Origin of the sequence: Hydrogenophaga intermedia, from assembly GCF_000723405.1 — a bacterium.
GTDB classification, from domain to species: Bacteria; Pseudomonadota; Gammaproteobacteria; order Burkholderiales; family Burkholderiaceae_C; genus Hydrogenophaga; species Hydrogenophaga intermedia.
On record NZ_CCAE010000035.1, the window covers coordinates 23,082 to 49,401 of the forward strand.

At 69.0% G+C, this 26,320-nt stretch carries 27 protein-coding genes; 12 read left to right on the forward strand and 15 right to left on the reverse strand.

From position 1 onward, the window contains the following. Positions 1–2: 2 nt before the first annotated feature. Complete coding sequence (locus tag BN948_RS25780) at positions 3–1,916, forward strand: PAS domain S-box protein (protein ID WP_009518372.1); 1,914 nt, start codon at positions 3–5, stop codon at positions 1,914–1,916. Position 1,917: 1 nt separating this feature from the next. Here BN948_RS25780 and BN948_RS17600 read toward each other — a convergent pair whose 3' ends face one another. Further along, entirely contained in the window at positions 1,918–2,751 is an 834-nt protein-coding gene (locus BN948_RS17600) for an undecaprenyl-diphosphate phosphatase (RefSeq protein WP_009518371.1), read from the reverse strand. A 114-nt stretch (positions 2,752–2,865) separates the two neighbouring features. Between BN948_RS17600 and BN948_RS17605 the strand changes: the two genes are divergently transcribed. Further along, on the forward strand, positions 2,866–4,224 hold the full coding sequence (locus BN948_RS17605; protein WP_035623021.1) for a TAXI family TRAP transporter solute-binding subunit: 1,359 nt from the start codon (positions 2,866–2,868) through the stop codon (positions 4,222–4,224). On the opposite strand, the gene BN948_RS17610 is transcribed toward BN948_RS17605, so the two are convergent. The 3 genes from BN948_RS17610 to ettA all read right to left on the reverse strand — a co-directional run bounded on the left by BN948_RS17610 (position 4,221) and on the right by ettA (position 8,608). Next, positions 4,221–6,299, reverse strand: a complete 2,079-nt coding sequence (locus tag BN948_RS17610) for a DUF1631 family protein (RefSeq protein ID WP_158515842.1) — start codon at positions 6,297–6,299, stop codon at positions 4,221–4,223. The two genes, BN948_RS17605 and BN948_RS17610, sit on opposite strands and share 4 nt — an antisense overlap. 90 nt (positions 6,300–6,389) lie before the next feature. Beyond that, positions 6,390–6,950, reverse strand: coding sequence for a DUF1415 domain-containing protein (locus BN948_RS17615; RefSeq protein WP_009518366.1), 561 nt, complete (start codon positions 6,948–6,950; stop codon positions 6,390–6,392). Further along, complete coding sequence (gene ettA, locus BN948_RS17620; protein ID WP_009518364.1) at positions 6,947–8,608, reverse strand: energy-dependent translational throttle protein EttA; 1,662 nt, start codon at positions 8,606–8,608, stop codon at positions 6,947–6,949. The genes BN948_RS17615 and ettA overlap by 4 nt, the downstream gene beginning before the upstream one ends. 248 nt (positions 8,609–8,856) lie before the next feature. On the opposite strand from ettA, the gene BN948_RS17625 reads away from it, so the two are divergent. Next, the gene (locus BN948_RS17625; protein WP_035622998.1) at positions 8,857–10,641 is read left to right on the forward strand and encodes a DEAD/DEAH box helicase; all 1,785 of its coding nucleotides are present in this window, start codon (positions 8,857–8,859) and stop codon (positions 10,639–10,641) included. Here the strand turns inward: BN948_RS17625 and BN948_RS17630 are convergent. Next, complete coding sequence (locus BN948_RS17630; protein ID WP_009518361.1) at positions 10,638–11,021, reverse strand: cupin domain-containing protein; 384 nt, start codon at positions 11,019–11,021, stop codon at positions 10,638–10,640. The two genes, BN948_RS17625 and BN948_RS17630, sit on opposite strands and share 4 nt — an antisense overlap. Positions 11,022–11,113: 92 nt before the next feature. Here BN948_RS17630 and BN948_RS17635 point away from each other — a divergent pair, with 92 nt between their 5' ends. Genes BN948_RS17635 through BN948_RS17645 form a run of 3 tightly spaced genes read left to right on the forward strand, consistent with a single transcriptional unit; the run spans position 11,114 to position 14,089 of the window. After that, complete coding sequence (locus tag BN948_RS17635) at positions 11,114–11,779, forward strand: response regulator (RefSeq protein ID WP_009518360.1); 666 nt, start codon at positions 11,114–11,116, stop codon at positions 11,777–11,779. Continuing rightward, entirely contained in the window at positions 11,776–13,101 is a 1,326-nt protein-coding gene (locus tag BN948_RS17640) for a sensor histidine kinase (protein ID WP_009518359.1), read from the forward strand. The genes BN948_RS17635 and BN948_RS17640 overlap by 4 nt, the downstream gene beginning before the upstream one ends. Before the next feature lie 52 nt (positions 13,102–13,153). Continuing rightward, on the forward strand, positions 13,154–14,089 hold the full coding sequence (locus BN948_RS17645; protein WP_009518357.1) for a LysR family transcriptional regulator: 936 nt from the start codon (positions 13,154–13,156) through the stop codon (positions 14,087–14,089). Here BN948_RS17645 and BN948_RS25785 read toward each other — a convergent pair. Continuing rightward, entirely contained in the window at positions 14,086–14,793 is a 708-nt protein-coding gene (locus BN948_RS25785) for a response regulator (RefSeq protein ID WP_009518356.1), read from the reverse strand. The two genes, BN948_RS17645 and BN948_RS25785, sit on opposite strands and share 4 nt — an antisense overlap. A 150-nt stretch (positions 14,794–14,943) precedes the next feature. On the opposite strand from BN948_RS25785, the gene BN948_RS17655 reads away from it, so the two are divergent. Further along, entirely contained in the window at positions 14,944–15,726 is a 783-nt protein-coding gene (locus BN948_RS17655) for an SDR family NAD(P)-dependent oxidoreductase (RefSeq protein ID WP_009518355.1), read from the forward strand. Positions 15,727–15,829: 103 nt separating this feature from the next. Next, positions 15,830–16,159 (forward strand): hypothetical protein, encoded by a 330-nt coding sequence (locus BN948_RS17660; protein ID WP_035623001.1) that lies wholly within the window; start codon positions 15,830–15,832, stop codon positions 16,157–16,159. 9 nt (positions 16,160–16,168) lie between these two features. Here the strand turns inward: BN948_RS17660 and BN948_RS17665 are convergent, their stop codons facing one another. After that, positions 16,169–17,389, reverse strand: a complete 1,221-nt coding sequence (locus BN948_RS17665) for an MFS transporter (RefSeq protein ID WP_009518353.1) — start codon at positions 17,387–17,389, stop codon at positions 16,169–16,171. Next, positions 17,376–17,852 carry a MarR family winged helix-turn-helix transcriptional regulator gene (locus BN948_RS17670; RefSeq protein WP_009518352.1) on the reverse strand — a complete coding sequence of 159 codons (477 nt, stop codon included), beginning with the start codon at positions 17,850–17,852 and terminating at the stop codon, positions 17,376–17,378. Before BN948_RS17670 ends, BN948_RS17665 begins: the two co-directional genes overlap by 14 nt. A 52-nt stretch (positions 17,853–17,904) precedes the next feature. Between BN948_RS17670 and BN948_RS17675 the strand changes: the two genes are divergently transcribed. Both BN948_RS17675 and gloA read left to right on the forward strand, forming a co-directional pair. Next, positions 17,905–18,435, forward strand: coding sequence for a PaaI family thioesterase (locus BN948_RS17675; RefSeq protein ID WP_009518351.1), 531 nt, complete (start codon positions 17,905–17,907; stop codon positions 18,433–18,435). A gap of 11 nt (positions 18,436–18,446) precedes the next feature. Then, a complete protein-coding gene (gloA, locus tag BN948_RS17680; protein WP_035623004.1) occupies positions 18,447–18,860 on the forward strand; it encodes a lactoylglutathione lyase in 414 nt (137 codons plus the stop codon). 63 nt (positions 18,861–18,923) lie between these two features. Here gloA and BN948_RS17685 read toward each other — a convergent pair whose 3' ends face one another. Then, the gene (locus BN948_RS17685) at positions 18,924–19,454 is read right to left on the reverse strand and encodes an OmpA family protein (protein WP_035623007.1); all 531 of its coding nucleotides are present in this window, start codon (positions 19,452–19,454) and stop codon (positions 18,924–18,926) included. Positions 19,455–19,511: 57 nt separating this feature from the next. Here BN948_RS17685 and BN948_RS17690 point away from each other — a divergent pair, with 57 nt between their 5' ends. Then, positions 19,512–20,114 carry a gamma-glutamylcyclotransferase gene (locus BN948_RS17690; protein WP_009518474.1) on the forward strand — a complete coding sequence of 201 codons (603 nt, stop codon included), beginning with the start codon at positions 19,512–19,514 and terminating at the stop codon, positions 20,112–20,114. Positions 20,115–20,140: 26 nt separating this feature from the next. Continuing rightward, positions 20,141–20,779: a pyridoxamine 5'-phosphate oxidase gene (pdxH, locus tag BN948_RS17695; RefSeq protein ID WP_009518475.1), complete on the forward strand. Its 639-nt coding sequence runs from the start codon at positions 20,141–20,143 to the stop codon at positions 20,777–20,779. Between the two features lie 36 nt (positions 20,780–20,815). On the opposite strand, the gene BN948_RS17700 is transcribed toward pdxH, so the two are convergent. The 6 genes from BN948_RS17700 to BN948_RS17725 are packed head-to-tail and all read right to left on the reverse strand — an operon-like array spanning position 20,816 to position 26,181. Next, entirely contained in the window at positions 20,816–21,547 is a 732-nt protein-coding gene (locus BN948_RS17700) for a pseudouridine synthase (protein ID WP_035623027.1), read from the reverse strand. Continuing rightward, positions 21,547–22,044: a 2-amino-4-hydroxy-6-hydroxymethyldihydropteridine diphosphokinase gene (gene folK / locus BN948_RS17705; RefSeq protein ID WP_138820288.1), complete on the reverse strand. Its 498-nt coding sequence runs from the start codon at positions 22,042–22,044 to the stop codon at positions 21,547–21,549. The genes BN948_RS17700 and folK overlap by 1 nt, the downstream gene beginning before the upstream one ends. Continuing rightward, the gene (pcnB, locus tag BN948_RS17710; RefSeq protein ID WP_009518478.1) at positions 22,031–23,686 is read right to left on the reverse strand and encodes a polynucleotide adenylyltransferase PcnB; all 1,656 of its coding nucleotides are present in this window, start codon (positions 23,684–23,686) and stop codon (positions 22,031–22,033) included. Before pcnB ends, folK begins: the two co-directional genes overlap by 14 nt. Further along, entirely contained in the window at positions 23,683–24,351 is a 669-nt protein-coding gene (locus BN948_RS17715) for a histidinol-phosphatase (protein ID WP_009518479.1), read from the reverse strand. The genes pcnB and BN948_RS17715 overlap by 4 nt, the downstream gene beginning before the upstream one ends. A gap of 14 nt (positions 24,352–24,365) precedes the next feature. Next, complete coding sequence (gene hda, locus BN948_RS17720) at positions 24,366–25,052, reverse strand: DnaA regulatory inactivator Hda (protein ID WP_009518480.1); 687 nt, start codon at positions 25,050–25,052, stop codon at positions 24,366–24,368. Between the two features lie 31 nt (positions 25,053–25,083). Next, positions 25,084–26,181: an AI-2E family transporter gene (locus tag BN948_RS17725; RefSeq protein WP_009518482.1), complete on the reverse strand. Its 1,098-nt coding sequence runs from the start codon at positions 26,179–26,181 to the stop codon at positions 25,084–25,086. Positions 26,182–26,320: the final 139 nt, after the last annotated feature.

Below are 26,320 nucleotides of genomic sequence, written 5' to 3' on the forward strand. Positions count from 1 at the left end.
CGATGTCAGCAGAGCCCGGCTCCAGCCCATTGGGCCGGCTCGGCACACGCCTCACCGCCTGGGACCCGCGACGCCATCCCTGGTGGCTGCGCGCCCTGGTGGCAGTGGCGCTCACGGCACTGGCCACCTGGCTGCGCGTGGTGCTGGCCCCGGCGGAAAGCGGTGGCCGCTTCGTCACCCTCACGCTCGCGGCGGCCATTTGCGCGCTCTATGGCGGGTTTCGCATCGGCATGCTCAGCACCTTGCTGGGCATGCTGGCGGTCAACTTCCTGTTGGTGCAACCCTACTTCAGCTTCGCCATCGGCGACCCGAAGGAGGCCTTTTGGCTCAACTTCTGGCATCTGCTGACGCAGCTCGTCGTGGTGGGCGCCATCGCACTGATGCAGCGACGCACGCGCGAGCTGCGCGCCTCGGTCGAACAGGCGCAACGCAGCCACCAGCAGATGCTCGATACCTTCGAGAACCGCGCAACAGGCATGGCCCACACGCACATGGACGGGCGCTGGATACGCATCAACCGGGCCTACCGCGAACTGCTGGGCTACACACACGAAGAAATCATCGCGAGGCACTGGCGCGATTTCACGCACCCGGACGACGTCGCCGGCGACTTCTCGCAGATGCAACGCCTGGCGCGTGGGGAGATTGGTCACTACACCATCGAGAAGCGCTACCTTCACAAGGACGGCCACACCATCTGGGTGCTGCTGTCCATCACGCTGATCCGCGACGCGAGCCAGACGCCGGACTACCTCATCGCGGTGGTGCAGGACATCACCGAGCGCAAGGCCATCGAGGAGGCGTTGCGAACCAACGAGCGCCTGCTCTCGCAGGCCCAGGAGCTGGCGCTGATGGCGAGTTGGCGCTACGACGCGCTCAAGCGCGAGTTCACCACACTGGGCAATGCCAACGTCATCCTCGGCGTGCCGCGCGCCGTGTTCACCGACCTGGACATGGTGGCCATGACCCATCCGGACGACCGGCAGCGCATGCAACAGGCCTGGGCGGCGGCGTTCCGCCGCGGCGATGCCTATGACATCGAATACCAGATCGGCATCAACGGTGAATGGCACTGGGTGTCGGTGCGCGCGGAGTTCGAACGCGACGCCCACGGGCGCGTCACGCACGGCCTGGGGACGGTGGTCGACATCACGGAGCACAAGCGCGCCGAGCAACAGATCCAGCAGCTCAACGCCTCGTTGGAGGAACGCATCCGCGAACGCACGCAGGCCCTGAAGGCCGCCTACGACGAACTCGAGAGCTACTCGTACGCCGTCGCGCATGACCTGCGCTCGCCACTGCGCATCATCAACGGCTTTGCGCAGGCGCTGGAGGAAGACAACCCCAGCCTCGCACCCGAAAGCCACCGGCACCTGGAGCGCATCCGCGACGCCAGCAAGAAGATGGGCGAGCTCATCGACGGCCTGCTCAAGCTGTCGCAGATGGCGCGCGGCGAACTGCAGCGCAGCCCGGTGGACCTGTCGGCCATCGCCACGCGGCAGTTGCGCGAGCTGGCGGCCACCTCGCCCGAGCGCGCGGTCGATTGGTCGGTGCAGCCCGGCCTGGTGGCGATGGCGGACGGGCCGTTGATCGAGGCGCTGCTGCAGAACCTGTTGCACAACGCCTGGAAGTACAGCGCCCAGACACCGCGGGCGCGTATCCGCTTCACGGCGCAGGAGCGTGACGGCCAGCGGGAGTTCGTGGTGGCCGACAACGGGGCAGGCTTCGACATGGCGCGCGCGGCCAAGCTGTTCCAGCCCTTCCAGCGCCTGCACATGCCGCATGAGTTCGCGGGCCTGGGCATCGGCCTGGCCACGGCGCGGCGCATCGTGCTGCGCCATGGGGGCGAGCTGCGAGCCGAGAGCGCGCCGGGTGAAGGCGCGCGCTTTTACTTCACGCTGCAGCCACAGGCCTGATTCAGGCGGTCCAGTTGATCCAGCCGCCCCAGGCGGTGAGCACGATCAGCACACCGAAGGCAATGCGGTACCAGGCGAAAGGCACAAAGGTGTGCGAGGACACGAAGCGCAGCAGCCAACGCACGCACACCCAGGCCGACAGCCACGAGACGATGAGCCCGGTGGCGAAGAACGGCAGATCGGCCATCGCGAGCAGCTCGCGGTTCTTGTACAGGTCGAGCGTGGCCGCCCCCAGCAGCACCGGCAGCGCCAGGAAGAAGCTGAATTCGGTGGCCGCGCGCCGGCTGTAGCCCACCAGCATGCCGCCGATGATGGTGGCGCCCGAACGGCTGACGCCGGGAATCAGGGCCAGGCACTGGATGAGGCCCACCTTGAGCGCGTCGGTCCAGCGCGCGTCGTCGATGGTCTCCACATGCACGGGCGCGCCGCCCGCCTGGCGCGCCTCGGCCCAGAGCATGATGAAGCCGCCCACGATGAAGCCGGCCGCCACGACGAAGGGGTGGAACAGCACGCTCTTGATGACGCCGATGAAGAGAAAGCCCAGCACCGCCGCCGGCAGGAAGCCGATCAGCACATTGGCGGTGAAGCGGCGCGCCACCGCGTCGCCAGCGGGCAGGCCGCGCAGCGTGTCCAGGATGCGCTGCGCGTAGACCGAGACGATGGCCAGGATCGCGCCGGTCTGGATCACGACCTCGAAGACCTTGACCTTCTCGCCCGTGAGGCCCAGCAGCGTGCCCGCCAGGATGAGGTGGCCCGTGGACGAGACGGGCAGGAATTCGGTGAGGCCTTCGACCACGCCCATGAGGGCGGCCTTGATCAGCAGAATCGGATCCATGCGGTGAGGAGGTTCGGTGAGCTCGGGTGAGCGGCCGGGGCATTCTAGGTGGCGGCGCCACGAAACAAAGCGCAACGGGCGTGTACGCATGCGCGTGCTATGTTCGCGGCCATCATGCCCAAGACCTTGCGCTACACCCTGATCTCGCTCAAGGAGATGCTGCTCTCGGGCAGCCCCATCGTGCTGATCACCATCGCGCTGGTGGCCTTCACCTGGTGGTGGCTCAAGCCCAATCCGCCCACGCAGGTGGTGCTGGCCACGGGGCCGGAGCAAAGCGCCTACGACACCTTCGGCCAACGCTACGCCGAAGCGCTCAGGCGCCACGGCATCACGGTGGAGCTGGTGCGCACCGAGGGCTCGGCCGACAACCTGGACCGGCTGCGCGAGGGCACGGTGGAGCTGGGCTTCGTGCAGGGCGGCACGGCCGACATGGGCTACGACGACGAAGACGGCATCGTCTCCCTGGGCAGCCTGTTCGTGGAGCCGCTGTGGCTGTTCTACCGCGAGGACGCCGCGCGCCGCGTCAACCGCAAGGACGCCACGCTGCGCAACCTGGCCGAACTCAAGGGCTGGCGCGTGAACGTGGGCACGCCGGGCAGCGGCGTGCCGCGCCTGTTCAACCGCCTGCTCGAGGTCAACCGCATCGAGCCGGACCAGATCACGCTGAGCCGGCTGGAGCAGACACCGGCCACCGTGGCCTTCCTCGACGGCCAGCTCGACGCCCTGGTGTTCGCCTCGGCGCCCGAGTCGCTGATGGTGCAGATGCTGTTGCAGACACCAGGCGTGAAGCTGCTCGATTTCGCGCAGGCGGAGGCCTACTCGCGCCGCTTCGGCTACCTCACGCCTGTGACCATGCCGCAGGGCGTGGTGGACCTGGCGCGCAACGTGCCGCCGCGCAACGTGCGTCTGGTGGCGTCCACCACCTCGCTGCTGGCGCGCTCCGACACGCATCCGGCGATCCTGCAGTTGTTCGCGCAGACGGCCATGGAGGTGCACAGCGGCGCGGGCTGGTTCAATCGCGCGCGCGAGTACCCCAACCTGGAGCACAGCGAATTCCCCGCGGCGAGCGAGGCAGAGCGCGCCTACAAGGGCGGCCTGCCCTTCCTGCAGCGCTACCTGCCGTTCTGGGCCGCCAGCATCGTCGAGCGCATGTGGCTGGCCCTGGGCCTGATCATCGCGCTGGCGCTGCCGCTCTCGCGCATCGTGCCGCCGCTCTACACCTTCCGCATCCGCTCGCGCGTGTTCCGCTGGTACGCGGAGCTGCGCGAGGTGGAACATCGGCTCGAATCAGGCGGCGCCACACCGGACGAGCTGCTGGAGCAGCTCGACGGCATGGAGGCCAAGGTGGAGAAGGTGGTGGTGCCGCTGTCGTACACCGACGAGCTGTACGCGCTGCGCAACAACATCCACCTGGTGCGCAAGAAGATCCTGCGCAACAAGGACGCCACCGCAGCGGCGGCGCCCGCGGCTTAGCGCTTTCCGGAGTTCCTCAGCGCCTGCTGCGCCACCGCGTCCAGCGCCTCGTCGACCACGCTGTGGTCGGCCACGACGCGCAGCTTGTCCTGTTCGATCAGACGGTCCACGCCGCGCCGCGTCATGGACATGGACTTGCCCGAGGCCGTGCCAAACAGGAACAGCGTGCCGTGCGGGCTGGCCCAGGTGAGCTGCACGCGCAGGGCCTGGCCCTCCTGCTGCAGGTCGAACCAGCTGCCCACCGTGAGCGAGGTGGCGTCGCGCAGCACCATCTCGGCCTTGATGTCGATCCAGTCGCGCTGCATGGGCTGCGTGGCCTGGAAGCCGGGCTGGGTCGTCTCGGGCAGCGATTCGTCGTAGAAGTTGGTTTCCTTCGCCTCGTGCTGGCGCATCCAGAGTTCGGCGTCGTCGGGGTTGAGCACGCTGGCGTCGGCTTCAGGCTCCGCGGTCGCGGGTGCGGCAGCCGCGGCCTCGCTGCTACGCTGGGTCTTGTAGGCCGCCTCATGCAGACCCATCAGCGTCTGGAAGAAGGCCTCGACCTTGTCGCGCGGGTAGTCGATCGAGTCCAGGCCTTCGCGCAGCGTGCGCAGCACCGGCGGGATGATGCGCACCAGGCGCGGCCGGTTCTGGCTGGCCAGCGCGAGCTGGCTGGACCACAGCAGATCGGCCAGGATATCGACATACCGCTTGGAGTTCGCATCGCCCGAGGTCATGGGCGGGTTGTCGGCCTCGTCGATGCGGGCCTTGGCCACCACCTGTGCCCACACGCCGGTGAGGAAGCGGCGCACGGGGCCCGGTGCCTTGGCGTAATCGGGCCGGGCGCGGAATTCGTTGGCGATCTTCTCGGCCAGCAGCTTGCGCTGTTCCACCTTCACCAGGGTCTGCACGGCGCGGCCACGCGCCTCCCGCTCGCCGCGCGGCACGGCGCGGTCTTCGGATTGGCGCAACTGGTCGAGCAGCGTGGGGAAACGTTCGGACAGATCGGTCTTGCTCGGGCGACGCAGCTCGTACACCACATGCCGCAGTTCCTGCAGGAAGCCGCTGTAGCCCTCGTCCTGCTCGCTGGTGAAGGCCAGGCTGCGCGCGGTCACGGCGTCGAGCAGGCGCCGGGCGGGGTTGTTGCGGTCGGCGAAGAAGCGCGGGTTGCTGGTGGCCAGTTCGAGCAGGGCGGGTTTCATCTCCTGCAGGTGGTTGCGCACGGGCTTGAGCAGGCGCTTGTCGGCGGCGATGCGCTGCATCATGAGCGTCACCACCTCGCCGGCCAGCGCGCGGGTCATGCTGTCGTTGGTGCGGCGCGTGGCGTCGCCACCATCCAGGTCGCCCACGAGCAACTGGTGCAGGTGGTCGAGCGTGAGCAGGGCCTCCTGGTCGCTCATCGGGCCTTCGAGCAGGTCCTGTCCGGCAAGCGCCTCGTCCGGCAGGACGCGCGATTCGGGCGCCATCACCACGGCGTAGCCGGCGGGTTGCACGCCTTGCGCGCCAAGCCAGGCGGCGAGGTGACGGTAGAACACATCGAGCGACTCGCCCAGTGGCTTGGCGCCCACCTGCAGCCAACGCGCGCGCGCCGCGGGGGTCACGTCCAGGGACTTGAGCGCCGAAAGCAGCGTCTCGACGAAGATCTGCACGCGCAGGGGATTGAGGTCGGCATTGACCACCTTGAAACCTTGCGCGGTGGACAGGCGCGAGGTGAACTCGTTGAAGGCGTCGTCGGCCGACAGCATGGCGGTCTGCTGAACGCGTGCGGTTTCCACGCGTTCGTGCACCTGGTCGTCGCCCATCAGTTCGAGTTCATCGAGGCTGAGCGCGGGCTTGCGCGCCTGGCCGGGCGCAGCGGGCGCCTGTTCGATGCGGTCGGCCAGGGCCGAGAGCCAGTGCCGGGCGACCACGTCGCGCTGGCGGTGCACCGACTGGTGGGCCTCCAGCAGGGCCAGGCGCTCGTGCGGCTGGGTCTGGATCAGCTCGCGCTCGCGCAGCAAGGCGTGCACGCGGTCGATCCACACCGGGATCCATTGCCGGCACTGGTCCAGCGCCTCCTTCAAACACAGGTCAAGGGCCGGGAGCGGGGAATTGGGCATGGCGAGGGCATCAGCGACGAAAGGCGGGAGCATTGTGCCCCCGGCACCTTATCCCCAAAAAGGGGGAAAGCACCTGCCCGACCCGGCAATTCAGGCTTTGGTGTCGCCCGAAGCCGACATCAGATCGCGCCAGCCCTGAGGCCCCAGGCGGCGCAGCGTGTCCATGTTGCGGGCCACGATGGCCTCGGCATCACCGCCTTCGCTGGCCACGGCGCGCGCGACGCTGTCCTCGCGCAGCAGGTGCAGCGTGGGAAAGGGCGAGCGGTTGGTGGCGTTGGTGATGTCGTCGGGCTCCGTGCCCTCGAACTGGTAGTCGGGGTGAAAACTCGCGACCTGGATCACGCCCTCCAGGTCGTGCTCGGCGACCACCTCGTCGGCGATGCCGAGGAAGTCGTTGAAGACCTCGAAGTCGGGGAACAGCGTGGGGTGCACGATCAGCGTGGTGTCGATCTGCTCGGCGGGCGTGTTCTTGAGCAGATCGAGTTCACGGTCCAGGTCGTCGAGCAGACCGTCGATATGTCGAGCGGTGCTCACCACGATGCGCACCTGGTTCTTCACCCACACGGCGCGCGCGAACGGGCACAGGTTCAGGCCGATCACGGCCTTCTCGATCCAGTGCCGCGTCGCGGCGATGACCCCTTCTTCGGTCACGCGAGGCTCTTGAAGCGCGGGCGCTTGGGCGCGGCGCCCTCCTCGCCCAGGCGCTGCTTCTTGTCGGCTTCGTATTCCTGGTAGTTGCCGTTGAAGAAGAACCACTGGCTGTCCCCCTCGGCGGCCAGGATGTGGGTGCAGATGCGGTCGAGGAACCAGCGGTCGTGGCTCACGACGAGCGCCGAACCCGCGAACTCCAGCAGCGCCTCTTCCAGTGCGCGCAGGGTTTCCACGTCGAGGTCGTTCGAGGGCTCGTCCAGCAGCAGTACGTTGCCGCCCTCGCTGAGCATCTTGGCCAGGTGCAGGCGCCCACGCTCACCGCCGGAGAGGTTCTTCACCAGCTTCTGCTGGTCTCCACCGGAGAAGTTGAAGCGCCCGCAGTAGGCGCGGCTGGGCATCTGGAACTTGCCCACGGTGATCATGTCCAGGCCGCCGGAGATGTCTTCCCACACGGTCTTGTCGCCGGCCAGGCCGTCGCGGCTCTGGTCCACGGCGGCGATCTTCACGGTCTGGCCGATCTTGACCTCGCCGCTGTCGGGCTGCTCCTTGCCGGTGATGAGCTTGAACAGCGTGGACTTGCCGGCGCCGTTGGGGCCGATGATGCCGACGATGGCGCCCGCAGGCACGGTGAAGCTCAGGTTGTCGATCAGCAGGCGGTCGCCGTAGCTCTTGCTCACGCCCTTGAACTCGATGACCTCATTGCCCAGGCGGTCGGCCACGGGAATGAAGATCTCGTTCGTCTCGTTGCGCTTCTGGTAATCGACGTCGCTCAGTTCCTCGAAGCGGGCCAGGCGCGCCTTGCTCTTGGCCTGGCGGCCCTTGGCGTTGGAGCGCACCCACTTGAGTTCTTCCTTCATGGCCTTGCGGCGCGCGTCCTCGGTGCGCTGCTCCTGGGCCAGGCGGTCTTCCTTCTGCTCCAGCCAGCTGGAGTAGTTGCCCTTGTAGGGAATGCCGTGGCCGCGGTCGAGTTCGAGGATCCACTCGGCCGCGTTGTCGAGGAAGTAGCGGTCGTGGGTGATGGCCACCACGGTGCCGGGGAAGCGCTGCAGGAAGTGCTCCAGCCACTCCACGGACTCGGCGTCCAGGTGGTTGGTCGGCTCGTCGAGCAGCAGCATGTCGGGCTTGCTCAGCAGCATGCAGCACAGCGCCACGCGGCGCTTTTCGCCGCCGGAGAGCAGGCCGATCTTGGCGTCCCAGGGCGGCAGGCGCAGCGCGTCGGCGGCGATCTCGAGCTGGTGTTCCGAGTCGGTGCCTGCGGTGGCAATGATGGCCTCGAGCTGGGCCTGCTCGGCCGCCAGCGCGTCGAAGTCGGCGTCTTCCTCGGCGTAGGCGGCGTACACCTCTTCCAGCCGCTTCTGGGCCTGGCGCACCTCGCCCATGCTGTCTTCCACCGCCTCGCGAACGGTCTGCTCGTCGTTGAGCCTGGGTTCCTGCGGCAGGTAGCCGATGCGGATGCCCGGCATCGGGATCGCTTCGCCTTCGATCTCCTTGTCGATGCCGGCCATGATCTTGAGCAGCGTGGACTTGCCCGAGCCGTTGAGGCCGAGCACGCCGATCTTGGCCCCCGGGAAGAAGGACAGAGAAATGTCCTTGAGGATCTGGCGCTTGGGCGGCACGATCTTGCCGACCCGGTTCATGCTGAAGACGTATTGAGCCATGGTGTTCTGTGGGAAATTTGCAGCGCGGGACGTGGCGCGAAACCACAGATTATCGACCCATGCGACAATACGACCCGTTCGGGCACGTCAGTTGGCCCGACACCAGCAGACTGCTGGGGCGAGCCTCCCGCGCGGACGCCGCCACCTCCCCTTGAAATCCATCGACCCCGACTGAGCGGGGCAGCGCCCGAAGCGGCGCTCCCGTGTGGCCGATGACCCAGCGCCCTGGAAGGGCGCAGATTCACACAATGACATTCGAAGAACTGAACCTGGCCCCGGCCATCGTGCAAGCCGTGCATGAGCACGGCTATCACACGCCCACCCCCATCCAGGTCGAGGCCGTCCCGGCTGTCCTGGCGGGTCGCGACCTGCTCGCCGGCGCCCAGACCGGCACCGGCAAGACCGCTGCCTTCACGCTGCCCCTGCTGCAGCGACTCTCGCAGGGCCAGCGGCCGAAGAACCGCTTCGGCGGCATCGGCATCCGCGCCCTGGTGCTCACCCCCACGCGCGAACTCGCCGCCCAGGTCGAGGAATCGGTCCGGGTCTACGGCAAGCACGTCGATCTGTCGTCCACCGTGGTGTTCGGCGGCGTGGGCATGAACCCGCAGATCGACGCCATGAAGCGCGGCGTGGACATCCTGGTGGCCACGCCAGGCCGCCTGCTCGACCTGCAGCAGCAAGGCTTCCTGGACCTGTCGAACGTGCAGATCCTCGTACTCGACGAAGCCGACCGCATGCTCGACATGGGCTTCATCCACGACGTGAAGAAAGTGCTTGCCCTGCTGCCGCAGAGCAAGCAAAGCCTGCTGTTCTCCGCCACCTTCAGCGACGAGATCCGCGATCTGGCGCAAGGTCTGCTCAAGGACCCGCAGCACATTCAGGTGACGCCGCGCAACACCACGGTGCAGCGCATCACCCAGGTCATCCACCCCGTGGGCCGTGGCAAGAAGAAGGCCCTGCTGGTCTACATCATCCAGTTGCACAACTGGAGCCAGGTGCTGGTGTTCACGCGCACCAAGTTCGGCGCCAACAACGTGGCCGACTACCTGAACAAGAACGGCATCACCGCGATGGCGCTGCATGGCAACAAGAGCCAGGGTGCCCGCACGCAGGCGCTGGCCGGCTTCAAGAGCGGCGAGATTCGCGCCCTGGTGGCCACCGACATCGCCGCGCGCGGCATCGACATCGATGAGCTGCCGCACGTCGTCAACTACGACATCCCCAACATCTGCGAAGACTACGTGCACCGCATCGGCCGCACGGGCCGCGCGGGCCGCGAAGGCCAGGCGGTCAACCTCGTCAGCCTGGACGAGGAAGGCTTCATGATGGAGATCGAGCGCTTCACCAAGCAGCAGATCCCGGTGGAGATGTTCGCCGAGTACATGCCCGAGCCCGGCGAGAAAGCCGAGCCCATCGCCATGGGCCGCCAGACCATCTGGGGCGGCGCGGGCAAGCCGCCCAGCCGCGAGGTGATGGCCGCCGCCGCCAAGGCCGCTCGCCAGGAAATGGTGCAGCGCATCCGCGAGAAGAAGGGCAACGAAGGCCAGGGCCAGGGCCAAGGCCGTGGACAAGGCGATGGCCAGCCGCGCGGCGGCCAGGGCCAGAAGGCCCGGGGCCCGCGTCCTCAGGGCGGTGGCCAGGGCAACAATAGCGGCCAGTTCAGCAACGGCCCGGGCAATGGCCAGCAGCGCCAGCGCCCCCCGCGCGGCGACCGTCCGCCACGCGGCGACCGTCCGCCACGCGCCGATCGTCCGCCGCGCGCCGACCGCCCGCCGCGCATGGAGGGCGAGGAAGGCCATGAGCGCCAGCCGGGGCCCAACGCCCACCTGGGCAGCCTGCGCATCCGAGACCCCCGGCCGCGCCAGGCCAACCCGAACGGCCAGCCCGATCCGCTGCGCACCGGCATCGATGCCATGCGCACCGGCAACCGCGGCAAGAACCGCAACAAGAAGGGCGGCGGCGGTGGCGGTCAGCGCGGTGAGGGCAACGTCGACCCGCTGCGCACCAACTACGGCCGCATCGGGAACAACTAGATCTTGACGAAGGCCGTGACGAGCAGCTCGTCGCCCAACTGGCGGCTGCGGTGGCCGTGCACGTTGGCGTCGAACGTGGCGCCGTCGGGCAGGGTGTCGGCTGAATAGAAGTGCTCGCCCGGGCCGAACACGCGGCTTGTGCCGTCCTGCAGGCCGATTTCCATTCGCCCACGCAGCACGATGAGCCATTGCGGCGCGTCGGTGCAATGGAAGTCGCTGCGAAAGCCCACCGGGCTTTCGCGCAGCACCAGGCCACTGGCCGGCAGCAGGACCGACAGGCGCGCGGCGGGTGAACCGCCGTCCAGCGCCAGCGCTTCTTCGCGAAAGCGGGCGCGACCGTCGGTGTCAGTGAACAGGATGACGCGGGTGAAGGTGCTCATGGGAGGCTCCGGAAACCGCCGGGTTCTACCAGATGCGAGCGACAGGTGCGGCCACCGTTTTCGCGCACACTCGGCCTTTTGCCTGAAGACGCATGCGACTCCTGCTCGCCGAAGACGACACCATGCTGGGCCAGGGCCTTGAAAAAGGGCTGGGCATGGCGGGTTTCACCGTGGACTGGGTGCGTGACGGCGCCACCGCGCAAACCGCCCTGCAGGCCGGCGGGCACGAGGTGCTGCTTCTCGACATCGGCCTGCCGCGCCAGGACGGTCTGCAGCTGCTGCGCTGGATGCGCGAACAGTCCCTGGACACCCCCGTACTGGTGGTGTCGGCGCGCGACGCGGTGAGCGAGCGCATTGCTGGCCTGAACCTGGGCGCCGACGACTACCTCACCAAACCCTTCGACCTGGACGAGTTGATCGCGCGCGTGCATGCGCTGGCGCGGCGTCGGCATGGCCGCCCGCAGCCGGAGATGCGCCTGGGCCCGCTGGTGCTGAGCCCGCAGCGGCGCGAGGTGACGCTGGGCGAGCAGCGCGTGCCGCTGTCGCCGCGCGAGTTCGACCTGCTGGCCGCGCTGATGGAGCGCCCGGGGCAGGTGCTCTCGCGCGAACAACTCGAGCAGCGCCTGTACGCCTGGCAGAACGAGGTGCTCAGCAACGCCGTCGAGGTGCACCTGCATCACCTGCGCCGCAAGCTGGGCGCGGCCTGGATCCGCAACGTGCGCGGCGTGGGCTACAAGCTGGTCGAGCCGCCGCAATGAAGTCGATCCGCCGGCGGTTGCTGCTGTGGCAGCTCGGGGCGTTGGTGATTGCCGCTGTGCTCGAGGGTGTCATCAGCTACCAGCTGGCCTGGGACGGCTTCAACCGCTCACGCGACAGCGTGCTGCAGTCGATCGCCTATTCGGTGATCCGCCACGGCATGCGCCCCGCGCCAGATCACGCGAGCCCGCCCGATGGCCCGTCCAGCGACCTGGGGCACTTCACCACCCAGATCTGGACCGCCAGCGGGCAACTGGTCTACAGCTCGGTGTCGGGGGGCGGACCACCGCTGCAGCCCGCCGGCCTGAATGTGGCGGCCTGGAATGGCGAGGACTGGCGCATCTACACCCTGGTCGACCGCGAGCAGATCGTTCAGGTGGCCGTGACCGCGGCCGACCGCATGGAGCGCTTCGGCGAGATCCTTCCCGGGCTGCTGGCGCCACTGGGCGTTCTGGTGCTGGTGATCTGGCTGCTGATGCATGCGGCGGTGAAAAACGCACTGGCGCCCCTGAACGCCTGGGGCCGCGACCTGCGCCACCGCGAAGGCAAGGACCTGCACGCGGTGGGCACCGAGGCGCTGCCCGACGAATTGGTCCCATTGGGCGAGGCGCTCAACCAGTTGCTGGCGCGCGTGGACGCCCTGCTGGGCAGCCAGCGCACCCTGCTGGCCGAGGTGGCGCACGAACTCAACACACCCCTGGCGGCCGTGAAGCTGCAGGCCCAGATCGCGCGGCGCAGCGGCGACGCCACGCGCCAGTCTGCCCTCGACGAACTCGACCGCGGCATCGAGCGCGCCACGCACCTGGTGGCCCAATTGCTGCAGATGGCCCGGCTGGAGCCCGGCGTGCGCGAACGCCAGATGCTTCCCATTCGCCTGGACATGCTGGCGGCCGAGGTGGTGGCCGCCTTCTCGGTGCGCGCCGATGCGCACGGCATCGACCTGGGCCTGGCGCCCAGCGCGGCGGCCTGGGTGCCGGGCGATGAGGAAGACCTGCGCGTGCTGCTGAACAACCTGGTGGACAACGCCCTGCGCCATGTGCCCACGGGCGGTCGGGTGGACGTGCAGGTGACGGCCGAGGGCGGGCGGGTCCGGCTCGCCGTGAGCGACACCGGTCCGGGCATCCCCGAAGCCGACCGCCAGCGGGTCTTGCAGCGCTTCGTGCGCCTCGCCCCGTCCCAGGGCGAAGGCAAAGGCAGCGGCCTGGGGCTGTCCATCGTCGCCCGGGTGGTGGCGCAGCACGGCGGAACGCTCGCGCTCAGCGAATGCGAGGGCGGCGGGCTCAGCGTGCGGATCGATCTGCCAGTCGTGGCCGCATCGCGCTAAACTGTTTCAATTTTCGCAACAATTGAAGGCCGCCAGGCCACACTGCAATCCCATGGACCGACTGCATTCCATGCGCGCCTTCCAGAAGGTGGTGGACGAAGGCGGCTTCGCGGCCGCGGCGCGCTCGCTCGATCTCTCCCCTGCCGTGGTCACGCGTCTGGTGGCCGACCTGGAAGAGCACCTGGGCACGCGCCTGCTGCACCGGACCACGCGCCGGGTCTCGCTCACCGACGCGGGTGAGGTCTACCTGGACCGCGTGCGCCAGATCCTGCTCGACCTGGAAGAAGCCAGCGCGCTGGTGAGTTCGCAGACGCAGGAGCTCGCGGGCGTGCTGCGCCTGCTGGCGCCGCCGGTGCTGGCCACGCACGTGCTGGCGCCGCTGGTGGCGGACTTCCGCAAGGCCTACCCCAAGATCCGGCTCGACATCGACGTCGAGTCCCACCGCGAGCCTCCGGTGGAGGACTACGACATCACCCTCATCGGCGCCGACGCGACCTTCGACTCCAACGTCATCGCCCGCAAGGTCATCAGCACCGAAGGCATCCTGCTGGCTTCGCCGGACTACATCGCCCGCCGGGGTCAGCCGGCCCGCCCGGAAGACCTTTCGCAGCACGACGTGCTGCGCCTCAAGCCGAGCACCGGGCGCACCAGCAAGTGGCGCCTGCTCAACGCCAACGAGAACGACCGCGCGGTGGAAGTGGAGGTGCAGCCGGTGGTCTGGGCCAACCACAACGACACCCTGATGCACGCCGCACTCGACGGTGCGGGGATCACCGCCACCTCGGTGGAGCTGGCCGCGCCGCTGCTGGCCGACGGCGACCTGGTGCGCGTGCTCAGCCCCTGGATCACGAACCGCCTGACCATGTACGCCGCTCTGCCCAGCCGCAAGTTCATGCCGCGGCGCACGCAGGTCTTCCTCGACCACCTCAGCGAGCAGACGCGCGCGCGCGTCGACCAGGCCCTGGCCACCTGCATGGCCTGCGGCTAGACGCTGTCGCCTACCCAATCGTCCGCCATGCGGGCTACCTCGAGCAGGATCACGTCACGCTGCGACGAGGGCGCGTCGATCTCTCGCTGAAGCAGTTCGGCACAGCGGTGCTGCCCCAGCAGCACGCTGGCACTGTGCAGGCGGCGCAATGCCGATTCAAGCCCCGCTTCCTCTGGCGACGGGCTTTGCCCTGCGCCATCGGCCCGATGGGCGCGGCGCTCGACCAGATCACGCGCCTCGCCGCGCCAGCGGCGCGCCATCTGCTGAAGTTGCTCCCCGGTCACACCCAGGCGGCGCCGCGTCTCGGCCGAAGACTCGGCCTGCCGCGTACGCGCCTCGCGCAGGATCTTTTCGATGGTCTGGCTGACCGCCGCCACGGCAAATGGCTTGACGATGAAGCCCGCCGCGCCGGCCAGCGCCGCACGCTTCACCGATTCGCGATCGGCGGCGGAAGAGATCATCACGAAGGGCAAGCCCGCCAACAGGCTGTGCGCGCGGGCTCGCTCCAGCAGCCCCACGCCGTCGAGATTCGGCATCACGAGGTCGCAGCAGCACAGCGCCGGTCTAAGGCCCGATTCCAGCAACTGCCAGGCCGCCTCGCCGTCCTCGGCTTCCACCACACCGCTCACCCCGGACACGCGCGACAGCGATGCGACCAGCACTTGCCGCGAAATCTCATCATCGTCAACGAGCAATACCTTCATGGATCACTTTCATCGGGTCATCGGTCTGTCGGTCCATCGGGCACACCTGCCCCAGGTTCGCAGAATGGCGCACATCAGCCGTGATCACGTTGACCAGGATCAACGAACTTCAAAACGCGCAACAATAGTCGTTCAACCCTTGCCATCCCCATGACCGATCCCAACGCCATCCATTTCGGCCACCACGACCGCGTCGTCATCGTCACCGGCGGCGCTCAGGGCATCGGCGCGGCCTGCGCGCGCCGCTTCGCGCGCGAAGGGGCGCGCGTGGTCATCGCCGATGTGGCGCGCGAGGCCGGCGAGGCCCTGGCACGCGAACTCGGCGGCCAATTCATCGCCTGCGACGTGGGTGACAAGGCCCAGGTGGACGCGCTGGTGGCCGCGGCGCTCGAGGAAGCCGGCCGCATCGACGTGCTGGTGAACAACGCGGGCATCTTCAAGGCCGCCGATTTCCTGGAGATCAGCGAGGCCGATTTCGACGCCGTGCTGCGCGTCAACCTCAAAGGCGCCTTCCTGATGGCGCAGGCCGTGGCGCGCGCCATGGTCCAGGGCGGCGTGCGCGGCGCCATCGTCCACATGAGCTCGGTCAACGGCGTCATGGCCATCCCCAGCATCGCCAGCTACAACGTCAGCAAGGGCGGCATCAACCAGCTCACGCGCGTGATGGCGCTGGCCCTGGCCGACCACGGCATCCGCGTGAACGCGGTGGCGCCGGGCACCATCGCCACCGAACTCGCGGCGCAGGCGGTGCTCACCAGTGAAGACGCGCGCCGCAAGATCCTCAGCCGCACGCCCCTGAAGCGCCTGGGCCAACCCGAGGAAGTGGCCGACGTGGTGGCCTGGCTGGCCAGCGACGCCGCCAGCTACGTCACGGGCGAGATCGTCACCGTGGACGGCGGGCGCATGGCGCTGAACTACACGGTGCCGGTGTAGGGCGTTTACACCTCCTGACAAACACGGCGTGCGCGCAGTGGCGAGGCGGGGCAGGATGCGGCCTTCTTCCATCGACACGCCCGTCCCTTGCGGGATCCTCACGATGAAACACCTGCTGTCCCTGATCGCCCTGAGCAGCGCCGGGCTGCTGCTGACCACGGCCTCTGCGCAGGCCCAGAGCAAGACCACGGCCCATCCACGAAGCGCCCCAGCGGCCAGCAGCCAGGCCACGGTGCCGAACGCAGCCCCGGCGCCGGCCACGCCGGGCGACACGCACGTTCACCGTCTGTTCCAGGCCTGGGGCCGTGGCATGGACCGGGCGGGCAACGCCCTGGAGAAGGTGCCCAAGCCCGATCAGCGCTGGCCGGGCAACGCCAAGACCCAGCGCCCGCCGGACACCTCCCCGACGGGCAATCCGTACAGCAGTCCTTGAGGCCTGCCCTCAGGCCGCCTGCACGCGCGGTATCGGCCGCGCCTCGCGGATCGGCAGGTGGATGAGCGCGGCGCCGATGGCCAGCACGATGTCGACGTACCAGACCCAGTCGTAGCTGCCCGTGGCGTCGAACACGCGCCCGCCCAGCCAGGCGCCCAGGAAGCCGCCGATCTGATGCGCGAACATCACCGCGCCGAAGAGCATGGCCATGTTGCCCATGCCGAAGAACTTGGCCACCAGCCCGACCGTGGGCGGCACGGTGGAGAGGAAGGTCAGGCCCATCACGGCGGCGAAGACCAGCAACACGGCCTCCGTTTTGGGCGCGAACAGGAACACCAGCACCGCCAGCGCGCGCGTGGCGTACACCAGCGCCAGCAGCGACTTCATGCGCCAGCGCCCCACCGCCCAGCCCATGGTCAGGCTGCCCACGATGTTGAACAGGCCGATGATGCCCAGCGCCCAGGCACCCACCGGCGCCGGCAGCCCGCAGGCGGCCACCACGCCCGGCAGGTGCGTGGCCAGGAAGGCCACGTGGAAGCCGCAAACGAAGAACCCCGCCGAGAGCATGAGGTAGTCGCGGTGCTGCAAGGCGCGCTTGAGCGCCTCGCGCGCCGGCAGCGCCACGGGCGCCGCCGCCTTGGCAGCGCCACTGGGCCCGCCGCGCAGCACCCACGCCGCCGGCAGCGCCAGCAGCGTGATGAAGGCCAGCGCCTGCAGCGCGCCCACCCAGCCCAGGCTGGCCGTGAGGCCGGCCGCGATCGGCGCCATCACGAACTGGCCGAAGGAGCCGCCCGCATTGACGATGCCCGTGGCCATGCCGCGCCGCTCGGGCGCGATGTGCCGGCTGGCTGCGGCCATCAGCACCGACGGCCCCGCCATGCCCGCCCCGCCCGCGGCCAGGATGCCCAGCGCGAAGATCAGGCCGAGCGTGGTCGTCATGTACGGCGTGAGGAAGGTGCCCGCCGCCACCAGCAGCACACCGATCACCAGCACGCGGCCCGCGCCCACGCGGTCGGCGAAGGCGCCCGCAAACGGCTGAGTGAGGCCCCACCAGAGTTGCCCGAAGGCAAAGGCCAGGCTGATGCTGCCCACGCCCAGGCCGGTGGCGGTGTTCAGGGGCGACAGGAAGAAGCCCATGGTCTGGCGCGTGCCCATGGTGAGCGCGAAGGCACCGGCCGCGGCCAGCAGCACCAGCCACCACAGGCGAGCGCGGGGTTCAAGGTTCGTCATGGGCTTCCTCCGCGCCGTCCAGCAGCGCCAGGGATTCGTCGATGAGCGCGTGCAGCGCGATCACGCGCTCCGCGCCCAGGCGTTGGTTCACCGCCTCCTGCGCGGCGCGCCAGCGGCGCTGCGCCTCGGCGCGCTTGGCCTGGCCGTCGGCCGTGGCCTGGATCAGCCAGCTGCGCGCGTCCGGCCCCGCGGCCTGCTCCACCCAGCCCGCGTCGATGAGCGGGCGCAGGTTGCGCGACAGCGTGGACGCGCTCATGTGCATCTGCTGCGCCAGTTCCACCGCGCGGATCGGCCCGAGCTTGGCGATGTACGACAGCAGCGAGTACTGGGTGATCTTCAGCCCGGCCTTGCCCACCTCGGCGTCGTAGAACGCGCCCACGGCGCGCACCAGTTGGCGCAGCTTGAGGTTGGTGCAGCCCTGCGGCTTGAGAGGCGCTGATGACGCGGTGGCGACAGTCGACATGGCGATGATTGTATCTACAATTCATGCATATGCAACTTTCAAGGAACACACCATGAGCGACACCCTGCAACGCTGGCTGGATGAGGAAAAGGCCGTGCTCGACGCCATGGCGAAGGGGCCGGGCGCGGGCGTGTCCACGCCGGATCAAATCGCCGGCAAGAGCGGCCTGGAACTGATGCAGGCCATGCTGCGCGGCGAACTGCCCTTCCCGCCCATCGCACCCACGCTGGACTTCACCTTGGTGGCGGTGGGCGACGGCACCGCCACCTTCCAGGGCACGCCACTGACGCGCCACCTCAACCCGCTGGGCACAGTGCACGGCGGCTGGTTCGCCACCCTGCTCGACTCGGCCCTGGGCTGCGCCGTGCACACGAAGATGCCGCCCGGGCGCGCCTACACCACCGCCGAGCTGGGCGTGAACCTGGTCAAGGCCCTCACGCCCAAGGTGCAGCGCGTGCGTGCCATCGGGCAGGTGATTCACGCGGGCCGCCAGCTCGCCACCGCCGAGGCGCGTCTGGTGGGCCCGGACGGCACGCTGTACGCCCATGCCACAACGACGTGCCTGGTCTTCGAGGCGAGGTGACAATCGCGCCCATGCGACTCCTCCACACCATGCTGCGCGTGGGCAACCTCCAGCGCTCGATCGACTTCTACACGAACGTGCTCGGCATGAAGCTGCTGCGCACCTCCGAGAACCCCGAGTACAAGTACTCGCTCGCCTTCCTGGGCTTCGAGAGCAACCCGGCGCAGGCCGAGATCGAGCTCACCTACAACTGGGGCGTGGAGCAGTACGAGATGGGCACGGCCTACGGCCACATCGCCCTGGGCGTGCCCGACGCCTACGCGGCCTGCGAGAAGATCAAGGCCGCTGGCGGCCAGGTGACGCGCGAGGCCGGCCCGGTCAAGGGCGGCACCACGGTGATCGCCTTCGTGACCGACCCGGACGGCTACAAGATCGAGTTGATCCAGCGCGCGGACGACCACGCGGCCGGACAGGGCCTGCGCTGAACCCCCACCAAGAAAAAGGCCCGGTTGAACCGGGCCTTCTGTCTGGCGAACGCGGTGCCGCGCTCAGCGAATGATCACCACCTCGACCCGGCGCGCCTCGGCGTCGGCGCCGCTGCCGGTGGTCACGGCGGGCTTGCTCAGTTCCAGGTTGCCTTCGGCCACGCCCGCACCCACCAGGGCGTCGCGCACGGCCAGGGCGCGCTGCTTGGCCAGTTCGGCGTTGAAGGCCGGGTCGCCGGTGGCGTCGTGAAAGCCCGAAATCACCAGGCGCGAGCCGCCTTTGGCGGCTTCGATGGCCTCGGCCAGGGCCACCAGGGCGCCCGAGGCCAGATCGGCCTTGCCGGTGGCGAAGTAGAACTTCACCACGCCGTTGTCGACCACCACGCTGGCGTCGGTGGCAGAGATCGCCACGGCGCCCGGTGCCATGGCCGCCGCAGCGGCGGCGGGAGCCGCCGAGGAGGCGGGTGCGCCCGCCTTGTCGCCGCGCGCCTTGAACACGCCCAGGCCCAGCACGCCCGCAATGATCAGCGCGATGAGGGAAATCAGGACGACCGCGACGACGCGCTGTTCGGGTTCGTTATCCTGTGTGGCCATGCGAGAAGCTCCTGTGGTGTGCGTGAATCGGCGAATCCGGCATTGTAGGCAGGGCGGATGAAGCCACCGCGCACCTGGATCCCCGAACAGCGAGACGGCGCGGCCATGATGGCCGACACCCTGGCCGACTGGCGCGCCCAGGGCGAGCGGGCGGACCTGTGGGTGTTCGGCTACGCCTCGCTGGTGTGGCGCCCCGAGTTCGACGCCGCCGAAAGCCGGCCCGGCCGCGTGCACGGCCACCACCGCAGCCTGCAGATGTGGAGCCGCGTGAACCGCGGCACGCCGGAGTGCCCGGGCCTGGTGTTCGCCCTGGTCTCGGGCGGCAGCTGCGACGGACTCGCCCTGCGCGTGCCGCACGAGCAGGTGGAGGCGCTGATGCCGCGCCTGTGGGCGCGCGAGATGCCCAACCCGGTCTACGACCCCAAATGGCTGCGCGTGAACACGCCCGAGGGCCCGGTGCGCGCGCTGGCGTTCACGCTGTCGCGCCGCAGCCCCAGCTACACCGGCGTGCTCACGCCCGAGCGCTACCGCGACATCTTCTCGCGCTCCTGTGGGCGCTACGGCACCACGCTGGACTACGCGCGCCGCACCTTCGAAGGGCTCAAGGCCCACGGCATCCACGACCACGCGCTGGAAAAGCTGCTGCACCTGGCCGATTGAGTCATCGCCTCACTACACTGCCCCGTATGAGCACGAACATCGCCGACCTGCGCAAGAGCTACGAAAAGGCCGAACTGAGCGAGGACGCCTCGCACGCCGATCCGCTGCAGCAGTTCGACCGGTGGCTGAAAGAAGCCATCGCCGCCGAGGTGCCCGAGCCCAACGCCATGACGCTGGCCACGGTGGGTTCCGACCTGCGCCCCAGCACGCGCATCGTGCTCATCAAGGGCTACGACGCGCGCGGCATCGTCTGGTACACCAACTACCAGAGCCGCAAGGGTCGCGAACTTGCGGGCAACCCCTTCGCGGCGCTGCAGTTCCATTGGGTCGAGCTTGAGCGCGTGGTGCGCATCGAGGGTCGCGTGGAGTTCACCAGCGCCGAAGAAAGCGACGCCTACTTCCACAGCCGGCCGCTGGACAGCCGCATCGGCGCCTGGGCCAGCCCGCAGAGCGAGGTGATCGAGGGCCGCTCGGTGCTGGTGGCCAACGCCGCGAAGTACGGCGCGCAGTTCCTGCTGAAGCCTCCTCGCCCGCCGCACTGGGGCGGGTACCGGCTGGTGCCGGACAACTGGCAGTTCTGGCAGGGACGCAAGAGCCGCCTGCACGACCGGCTGCGCTATCGGCTGGAGGACGGGGACTGGGTGCGCGAGCGCCTGGCACCCTGAGGCAGATCCGCAGGCCGTGCGGGCCTGCGCCCGCCTTCACACCTTCTGCGTCAACGAGCGCACCTCGTCGCCCGTCAACCAGCGCCACCGCCCTTCGGACAGTTCCGGCCCCAGCACCAACTCGCCGAAGGCCGAGCGGTGCAGCGACTCCACCCGGTTGCCCACCGCCGCCACCATGCGTTTGACCTGGTGGTACTTGCCTTCGGTGAGCGTCAAACGCAGGTGGTGGGCGTTCACCGCCTCGCAGGCCTGCGCGCGCACAGGCTTGGGGTCGTCGTCGAGCACCACGCCCTCGAGCAGGCGGGCCAGTTGCCGCTCGTCCAGCGGGTGCTTCACCTGCGCCTCGTAGACCTTGGGCACGTGGTGGCGCGGCGAGGTCATGCGGTGGATGAACTTGCCGTCGTCAGAGAGCAGCAGCAGGCCGGTGGTGTCCTGGTCCAGGCGGCCCACCGCCTGCACACCGGCCGCCGCACCGCCGCCGCGCGTGCGCAGCGGGCCGGGCAGCAGGGTGTAGACGCTGGGGTGCGCGCCGGGCTTGTGCGAGCACTCGAAGCCCGCCGGTTTGTGCAGCAGCAGGTAGGCTTGGGCGTGGTAGTGCCAGGTCTCGCCCATCACACGGAACACCAGGCCGTCCTCCTCGAAGGTGGCGCCGGGGTCGATGCAGGGCTCACCCGCGTCGTCCACCGAGACGTGGCCTTGCTGGATCAGGCCACTGCAGATGCGGCGCGTGCCGAAGCCCTGCGAAAAAAGAATGTCCTGCAACTGCATCATGGTCGGTGGAGGGCCGGCGCCGGTTCGGGCAGGCGCTCGATGGACTGGCCGGCGATGGCCCCTTGCCAAGCCGACGGCAAACGATCGGGCGCGATCTCGGCCAGCGGCACCAGCACGAATGCGCGCTCACGCCAGCGTGGGTGCGGCACGGTGAGCGTGGGCGAATCGATGCGGCCCTCACCGTAGAACAGCAGGTCCAGGTCGAGCGTGCGTGGCGCGTTGCGGTATGGCCGCTCGCGGCCCGCGCCGGCCTCAATGGACTGCAAGGCGCTCAGCAGATCGGGCGCGCTGAGCGTGGTGGCGACCTCGGCCACCGCGTTGATGAAATCGGGGCCCTGCGCTTCGTGCGGCGCGCTGCGGTACAGCGATGAGGCGCGAACCAGACGCGCACCAGGTATGCGGTTCAGCGCGTCAAGCGCCCCGCGCACGGCCGCCACGGGGTCACCCAGGTTGGCGCCGAGCGCGACGCAGGCGGTGACTTCAGACCGCGCCATCGCCGCCGCTGGCGGGCGGGCTGCCTTCGCCGCCATCACCGCCCTCGCCGCGTGCGGCACCAGCAGGCTTGCGACGTCGGCGACGGCGTTTCTTCGCGGGCGCGTCGCCGGGCTCGGCGCCAGCGGGGGCATCGTCCCGTGCCTCGTCCTCGTCGCCGCCATCGCCTTCGTCCACCGGGCGGAAGCGCGGATCTTCCGCCACGCCGGTCTCTGGGTGGTCGGCGTCGCCGCGCTTCACACGCCGCGCCTTGGGCGCGCCCTTGCCGGCGTTGCGCTGCGCGTCCACCATGTCGCGGCGCATGTCCTCGCTGGCGGTGCTGAAGGTCTCCCACCAGTGGGCCAGTTCCTCCTCCACCTCGCCCACTTGCGCGCGCAGGCGCAGGAAGTCGAAGCCGGCGCGGAAACGCGGTTGCTCCACCAGCGTGAACACACCGCTGCCGGTGCGCTTGTCGAAGCGCGGCTGCATGAGCCAGATCTCGCGCATGTCGGCACCCAGCTTGCCGCGGCCCGAGACATCGCCGATGCGCGAATCGAAGGCCTCGTCGATGGCGTCCTGCAGGGCCGCGAAAGCCGGCACGGGCTTGCGGTCGGGGCGCGACTCAAGGCGGCGCTCCCAGCCGCGGCGCACGTCGGCCCAGAGCACGCAGGCCAGCAGGAAGCTGGGTGCCACGGGTTTGCTCTCGCCGACGCGGCGGTCGGTGTCCTGCAGGGCGAGTTGCACGAAGGGATCGTCGGCGCGCTGCACCACCACGTCGAGCAGCGGGTAGATGCCGCTGTTGAGGCCCAGGGCCTTGAGTTGCTGCAGGCTGGCCAGCGAGTGGCCGGTCTGCAGCAACTTGAGCATCTCGTCGAACAGGCGGCTCTGCGGGATGTCCTGCAGCAGCGACTTGGACGCGATCAATGGTTCGCGCGTCTTCGGATCGAGCTTGAAGCCCAGCGGCGAGAGCTTGGCCGCGAAGCGCACGGCGCGGATGATGCGCACCGGGTCTTCGCGGTAGCGCGTGGCGGCGTCGCCGATCATGCGCAGCGTCTTCTTCTGCGCGTCGCGAATGCCGTGGTGGAAGTCGACCACGGTCTGCGTCTCCGGGTCGTAGTACATGGCGTTGACCGAGAAATCGCGGCGAGCGGCGTCCTGCTCGATCGGGCCCCACACGTTGTCGCGCAGCACGCGCCCGCTGGCGTCCACCGCGTGCTTCATGCCCGACAGTTCACCCTTGCTGGTGCGCTCGTTGCCGGCCACCTGCTCGGCGTCGGCACTGTCGAGGTAGGCGCGGAAGGTGGAGACCTCGATCACCTCGTGCTCGCGCCCGCGGCCGTAGACCACGTGCACGATGCGAAAGCGCCGGCCGATGATGAAGGCCCGCCGAAACAGGCCCTTGACCTGCTCCGGTGTGGCACTGGTGGCCACGTCGAAGTCCTTCGGGCGCAGGCCCAAGAGCAGGTCGCGCACGGCGCCGCCCACGATGTAGGCCTCGAAGCCGGCCTGCTTGAGCGTGTGCACCACGTCCAGCGCACGCTGGTCCACCAGCTTGGGGTTGATGTTGTGCACACTGGCCGGCACGTCTTCGCGCTTGCCGAAGCGCGATCCCGCGCGGGCGCCGCTGGTCTTGCCCAGCAGCTTGTCGATGAATTTCTTGATCATTCGAAGAGGTTCAGGATGCGCCAGCCGCGTTCTTTCGCGAGGGTGGCGAGGCGCTCGTCGGGGTTGGTGGCCACCGGTTCGTCCACCTTCTCGAGCAGCGGCAGGTCGTTCATCGAGTCGCTGTAGAAGGTGCTGTGCGCCAGATCGGACCAGCGCAGGCCGCGATCGGCGAGCCATTGTTCCACACGGGCGACCTTGCCCTCGCGGAACGAGGGAACGCCCACGATGGCGCCGGTGAGTTGACCGGACGGATCGGTTTCCAGGTCGATGGCGATGAGGTGGTCGACGCCGAAGGCCTGGGCGATGGGGCGGGTGACGAAGGCGTTGGTGGCGGTGACGATGAGCACGGTGTCGCCCGCCGCCTGGTGCTGGCGCACCAGGGCGCGCGCGGCGTCCGTCATGGCCGGGCGGATCACCTCGGCCATGAAGCGCTCGTGGGCGCGCTGTCCTTCGGGCAGGCCGCGCTCGCGCACGGCGCCGGTGGCAAAGCGCACGTAGTCGTGCACATCCAGCGTGCCGGCCTTGTAGTCGGCGTAGTAGCCATCGTTGGCGCGGCGGAATTCGTCGGCGTCGCGCCAGCCCAGGCGCACGGTGAACTCGCCCCAGGCGTGGTCGGAGTCCAGGGGAATGAGGGTGTGATCGAGGTCGAAAAGGGTCAGTCGCATGGGAAGGGGTCCGCTCATTCGTCTTCCAGCATGGATTTGATGAGCGGAATGGTGATCGCGCGCTGCGTGCGCAGCGCGTAGCCATCGAGCCGCTCGAGCAGCAGCATGAGACTGGAGAGGTCGCGCGAGAAGCGCTTGAGCATGAAGTCCATCACCTCGTCGCCGAGGAAGACGCCGCGCTCGTCGGCGGCGCGGCGCAGCACCGCACGGCGCTCCGTTTCGCCCAGCGCGCGCAACTGGAACACGTGACCCCAGCCGAGCCGGGTGCGCAGGTCCTCGCGCAGGAGCAAATCGGCGGGCGGGCGGTCGCCCGCGGCCAGTACCCAGCGCGCCGGGCCGTGGGCCGGGGTCTGGGCGTTGACGAACCAGTTGAAGGCCATGGCCTGCTGGGTGGCGGTGTAGAGGTGCGTGTCATCGAGCAGAACGGCGTCCCAGTGCTCGTCGTACTCGGGTGGGTCGAGCGTGGCGGCGTCCATCCAGCCCACGCGCGATCCTTGCTCGCGCAGGGCCTCGCGCACGGCGCGCAGCAGGTGCGTCTTGCCGCTGCCGCTTTCGCCCCACAGGAACGTAGGCACGGGCGAACGCAGCGGGTTGGGCACCCACAGGCGCAGGTGCGCCAGCGCGGCCTCGTTGCCCGCGCCCACGAAGTTGTCGAGCGTGGGCAGCGGCGCCAGGCCGATGTCCAGCGCGAGTTGCTTCATGGGTTGGCCGGGGGTGCTCACAGAACAGGTCTCATGGCAACCGGGGAGGCCCGTTGTGCGACACCGGCGCCTTGAGGTACAGGTCACTGGCCATGTACTGGCGCTTGAGCCGGCGCAGCGCCACCAGCAGCACGGCGCTGGCCGGAAGCGCGATGAGCACGCCCACGAAACCGAACAGGTGGCCGAAGGCCAGCAGCGCGAAGATGACGCTGATGGGGTGCAGGCCGATGGCCTCGCCCACCAGACGGGGGGTGAGCCAGTAGCTCTCGACGAGCTGGCCCAGCATGTAGACGCCGAACACCAGCGCCACGCCGGTGAAGGACTGGAATTCCAGCAGCGCGGCCAGCACGGCCAGCACCAGGCCCACGCCAAAACCCAGGAAAGGCACGAAGGTGGCCAGGCCCGTGAACACGCCAATCGGCAACGCCAGGTTCAAGCCCACCAGCGCCAGCCCCACCGAATAGAAGACCGCCAGAATGCCCATCACCATCAGTTGGCCACGCAGGTACCGGCCCAATACGTCGTCGGTCTCGTTCAGGAAGCCCTGCACCGATTCGCGCCAGCGCGGTGGTACCAGAGAACGGCCGCGGCCCATCAGGGCGCGCCAGTCGAGCAGCAGGTAGAAGGCGACGATGGGCATGAGGAACAGATTGCCGAACAGTGCCGCCAGCGCACTGCCGCCGATGCGCAGCGAGGACAGCAGGCCGGCCAGCAACTCGCTTTCCTTGCCGCTGACCAGTTCGCTGGCCCATTGGCGCAGCTGGCTCACGTCCAGGTTCAGGTCGAACCCGAAGCGCGCGGCCAGCGCCGTGAGCCGGTCGGCCAGTCGCTCCAGCAGGGCGGGCACCTGTTCGCTCAGCATCGGCACCTGTTGGGTGATCACCGGGACGATGAGCAGCACCACCGCCAGCAGCACCAGCATCAGCAGCGCAACCGACAGACCGGCCCCCAACCAGCGCGGCCAGCCCCGCGCGGCCAGGCGCTCCACCAGCGGATGCATGGCATACGCAATGATCAAGGCCACGATGAATGGCATGAGCACCGGCGCCAGCACGGTGAGCAGCAGGACCATGACCAGAGCGATCAAGGTCCAGGCGGCGATGCGGATCTGGGTGGGGGTGAAGGTCATGAGGCGGGGCTCGATGGCGGGCGTCGGGCCCGGGGCGAGCCCGTAAAATCCGGTTCCGGATTCTATCGGCGCGCCCCTGGCGCCCGGGGGATCCCCCCCCCCCCCCCCCCCGCCCGGCCCTTTTTCACACCACTACATG

Coding starts and splice junctions, on each gene's coding strand:
- BN948_RS25780 (WP_009518372.1), top strand. CDS start 3: ATGTCAGCAGAGCCCGGCTCCAGCCCATTGGGCCGGCTCGGCACACGC.
- BN948_RS17600 (WP_009518371.1), bottom strand. CDS start 2,751: ATGGATCCGATTCTGCTGATCAAGGCCGCCCTCATGGGCGTGGTCGAA.
- BN948_RS17605 (WP_035623021.1), top strand. CDS start 2,866: ATGCCCAAGACCTTGCGCTACACCCTGATCTCGCTCAAGGAGATGCTG.
- BN948_RS17610 (WP_158515842.1), bottom strand. CDS start 6,299: ATGCCCAATTCCCCGCTCCCGGCCCTTGACCTGTGTTTGAAGGAGGCG.
- ettA (WP_009518364.1), bottom strand. CDS start 8,608: ATGGCTCAATACGTCTTCAGCATGAACCGGGTCGGCAAGATCGTGCCG.
- BN948_RS17625 (WP_035622998.1), top strand. CDS start 8,857: ATGACATTCGAAGAACTGAACCTGGCCCCGGCCATCGTGCAAGCCGTG.
- BN948_RS17630 (WP_009518361.1), bottom strand. CDS start 11,021: ATGAGCACCTTCACCCGCGTCATCCTGTTCACTGACACCGACGGTCGC.
- BN948_RS17635 (WP_009518360.1), top strand. CDS start 11,114: ATGCGACTCCTGCTCGCCGAAGACGACACCATGCTGGGCCAGGGCCTT.
- BN948_RS17640 (WP_009518359.1), top strand. CDS start 11,776: ATGAAGTCGATCCGCCGGCGGTTGCTGCTGTGGCAGCTCGGGGCGTTG.
- BN948_RS17645 (WP_009518357.1), top strand. CDS start 13,154: ATGGACCGACTGCATTCCATGCGCGCCTTCCAGAAGGTGGTGGACGAA.
- BN948_RS25785 (WP_009518356.1), bottom strand. CDS start 14,793: ATGAAGGTATTGCTCGTTGACGATGATGAGATTTCGCGGCAAGTGCTG.
- BN948_RS17655 (WP_009518355.1), top strand. CDS start 14,944: ATGACCGATCCCAACGCCATCCATTTCGGCCACCACGACCGCGTCGTC.
- BN948_RS17660 (WP_035623001.1), top strand. CDS start 15,830: ATGAAACACCTGCTGTCCCTGATCGCCCTGAGCAGCGCCGGGCTGCTG.
- BN948_RS17665 (WP_009518353.1), bottom strand. CDS start 17,389: ATGACGAACCTTGAACCCCGCGCTCGCCTGTGGTGGCTGGTGCTGCTG.
- BN948_RS17670 (WP_009518352.1), bottom strand. CDS start 17,852: ATGTCGACTGTCGCCACCGCGTCATCAGCGCCTCTCAAGCCGCAGGGC.
- BN948_RS17675 (WP_009518351.1), top strand. CDS start 17,905: ATGAGCGACACCCTGCAACGCTGGCTGGATGAGGAAAAGGCCGTGCTC.
- gloA (WP_035623004.1), top strand. CDS start 18,447: ATGCGACTCCTCCACACCATGCTGCGCGTGGGCAACCTCCAGCGCTCG.
- BN948_RS17685 (WP_035623007.1), bottom strand. CDS start 19,454: ATGGCCACACAGGATAACGAACCCGAACAGCGCGTCGTCGCGGTCGTC.
- BN948_RS17690 (WP_009518474.1), top strand. CDS start 19,512: ATGAAGCCACCGCGCACCTGGATCCCCGAACAGCGAGACGGCGCGGCC.
- pdxH (WP_009518475.1), top strand. CDS start 20,141: ATGAGCACGAACATCGCCGACCTGCGCAAGAGCTACGAAAAGGCCGAA.
- BN948_RS17700 (WP_035623027.1), bottom strand. CDS start 21,547: ATGCAGTTGCAGGACATTCTTTTTTCGCAGGGCTTCGGCACGCGCCGC.
- folK (WP_138820288.1), bottom strand. CDS start 22,044: ATGGCGCGGTCTGAAGTCACCGCCTGCGTCGCGCTCGGCGCCAACCTG.
- pcnB (WP_009518478.1), bottom strand. CDS start 23,686: ATGATCAAGAAATTCATCGACAAGCTGCTGGGCAAGACCAGCGGCGCC.
- BN948_RS17715 (WP_009518479.1), bottom strand. CDS start 24,351: ATGCGACTGACCCTTTTCGACCTCGATCACACCCTCATTCCCCTGGAC.
- hda (WP_009518480.1), bottom strand. CDS start 25,052: ATGAAGCAACTCGCGCTGGACATCGGCCTGGCGCCGCTGCCCACGCTC.
- BN948_RS17725 (WP_009518482.1), bottom strand. CDS start 26,181: ATGACCTTCACCCCCACCCAGATCCGCATCGCCGCCTGGACCTTGATC.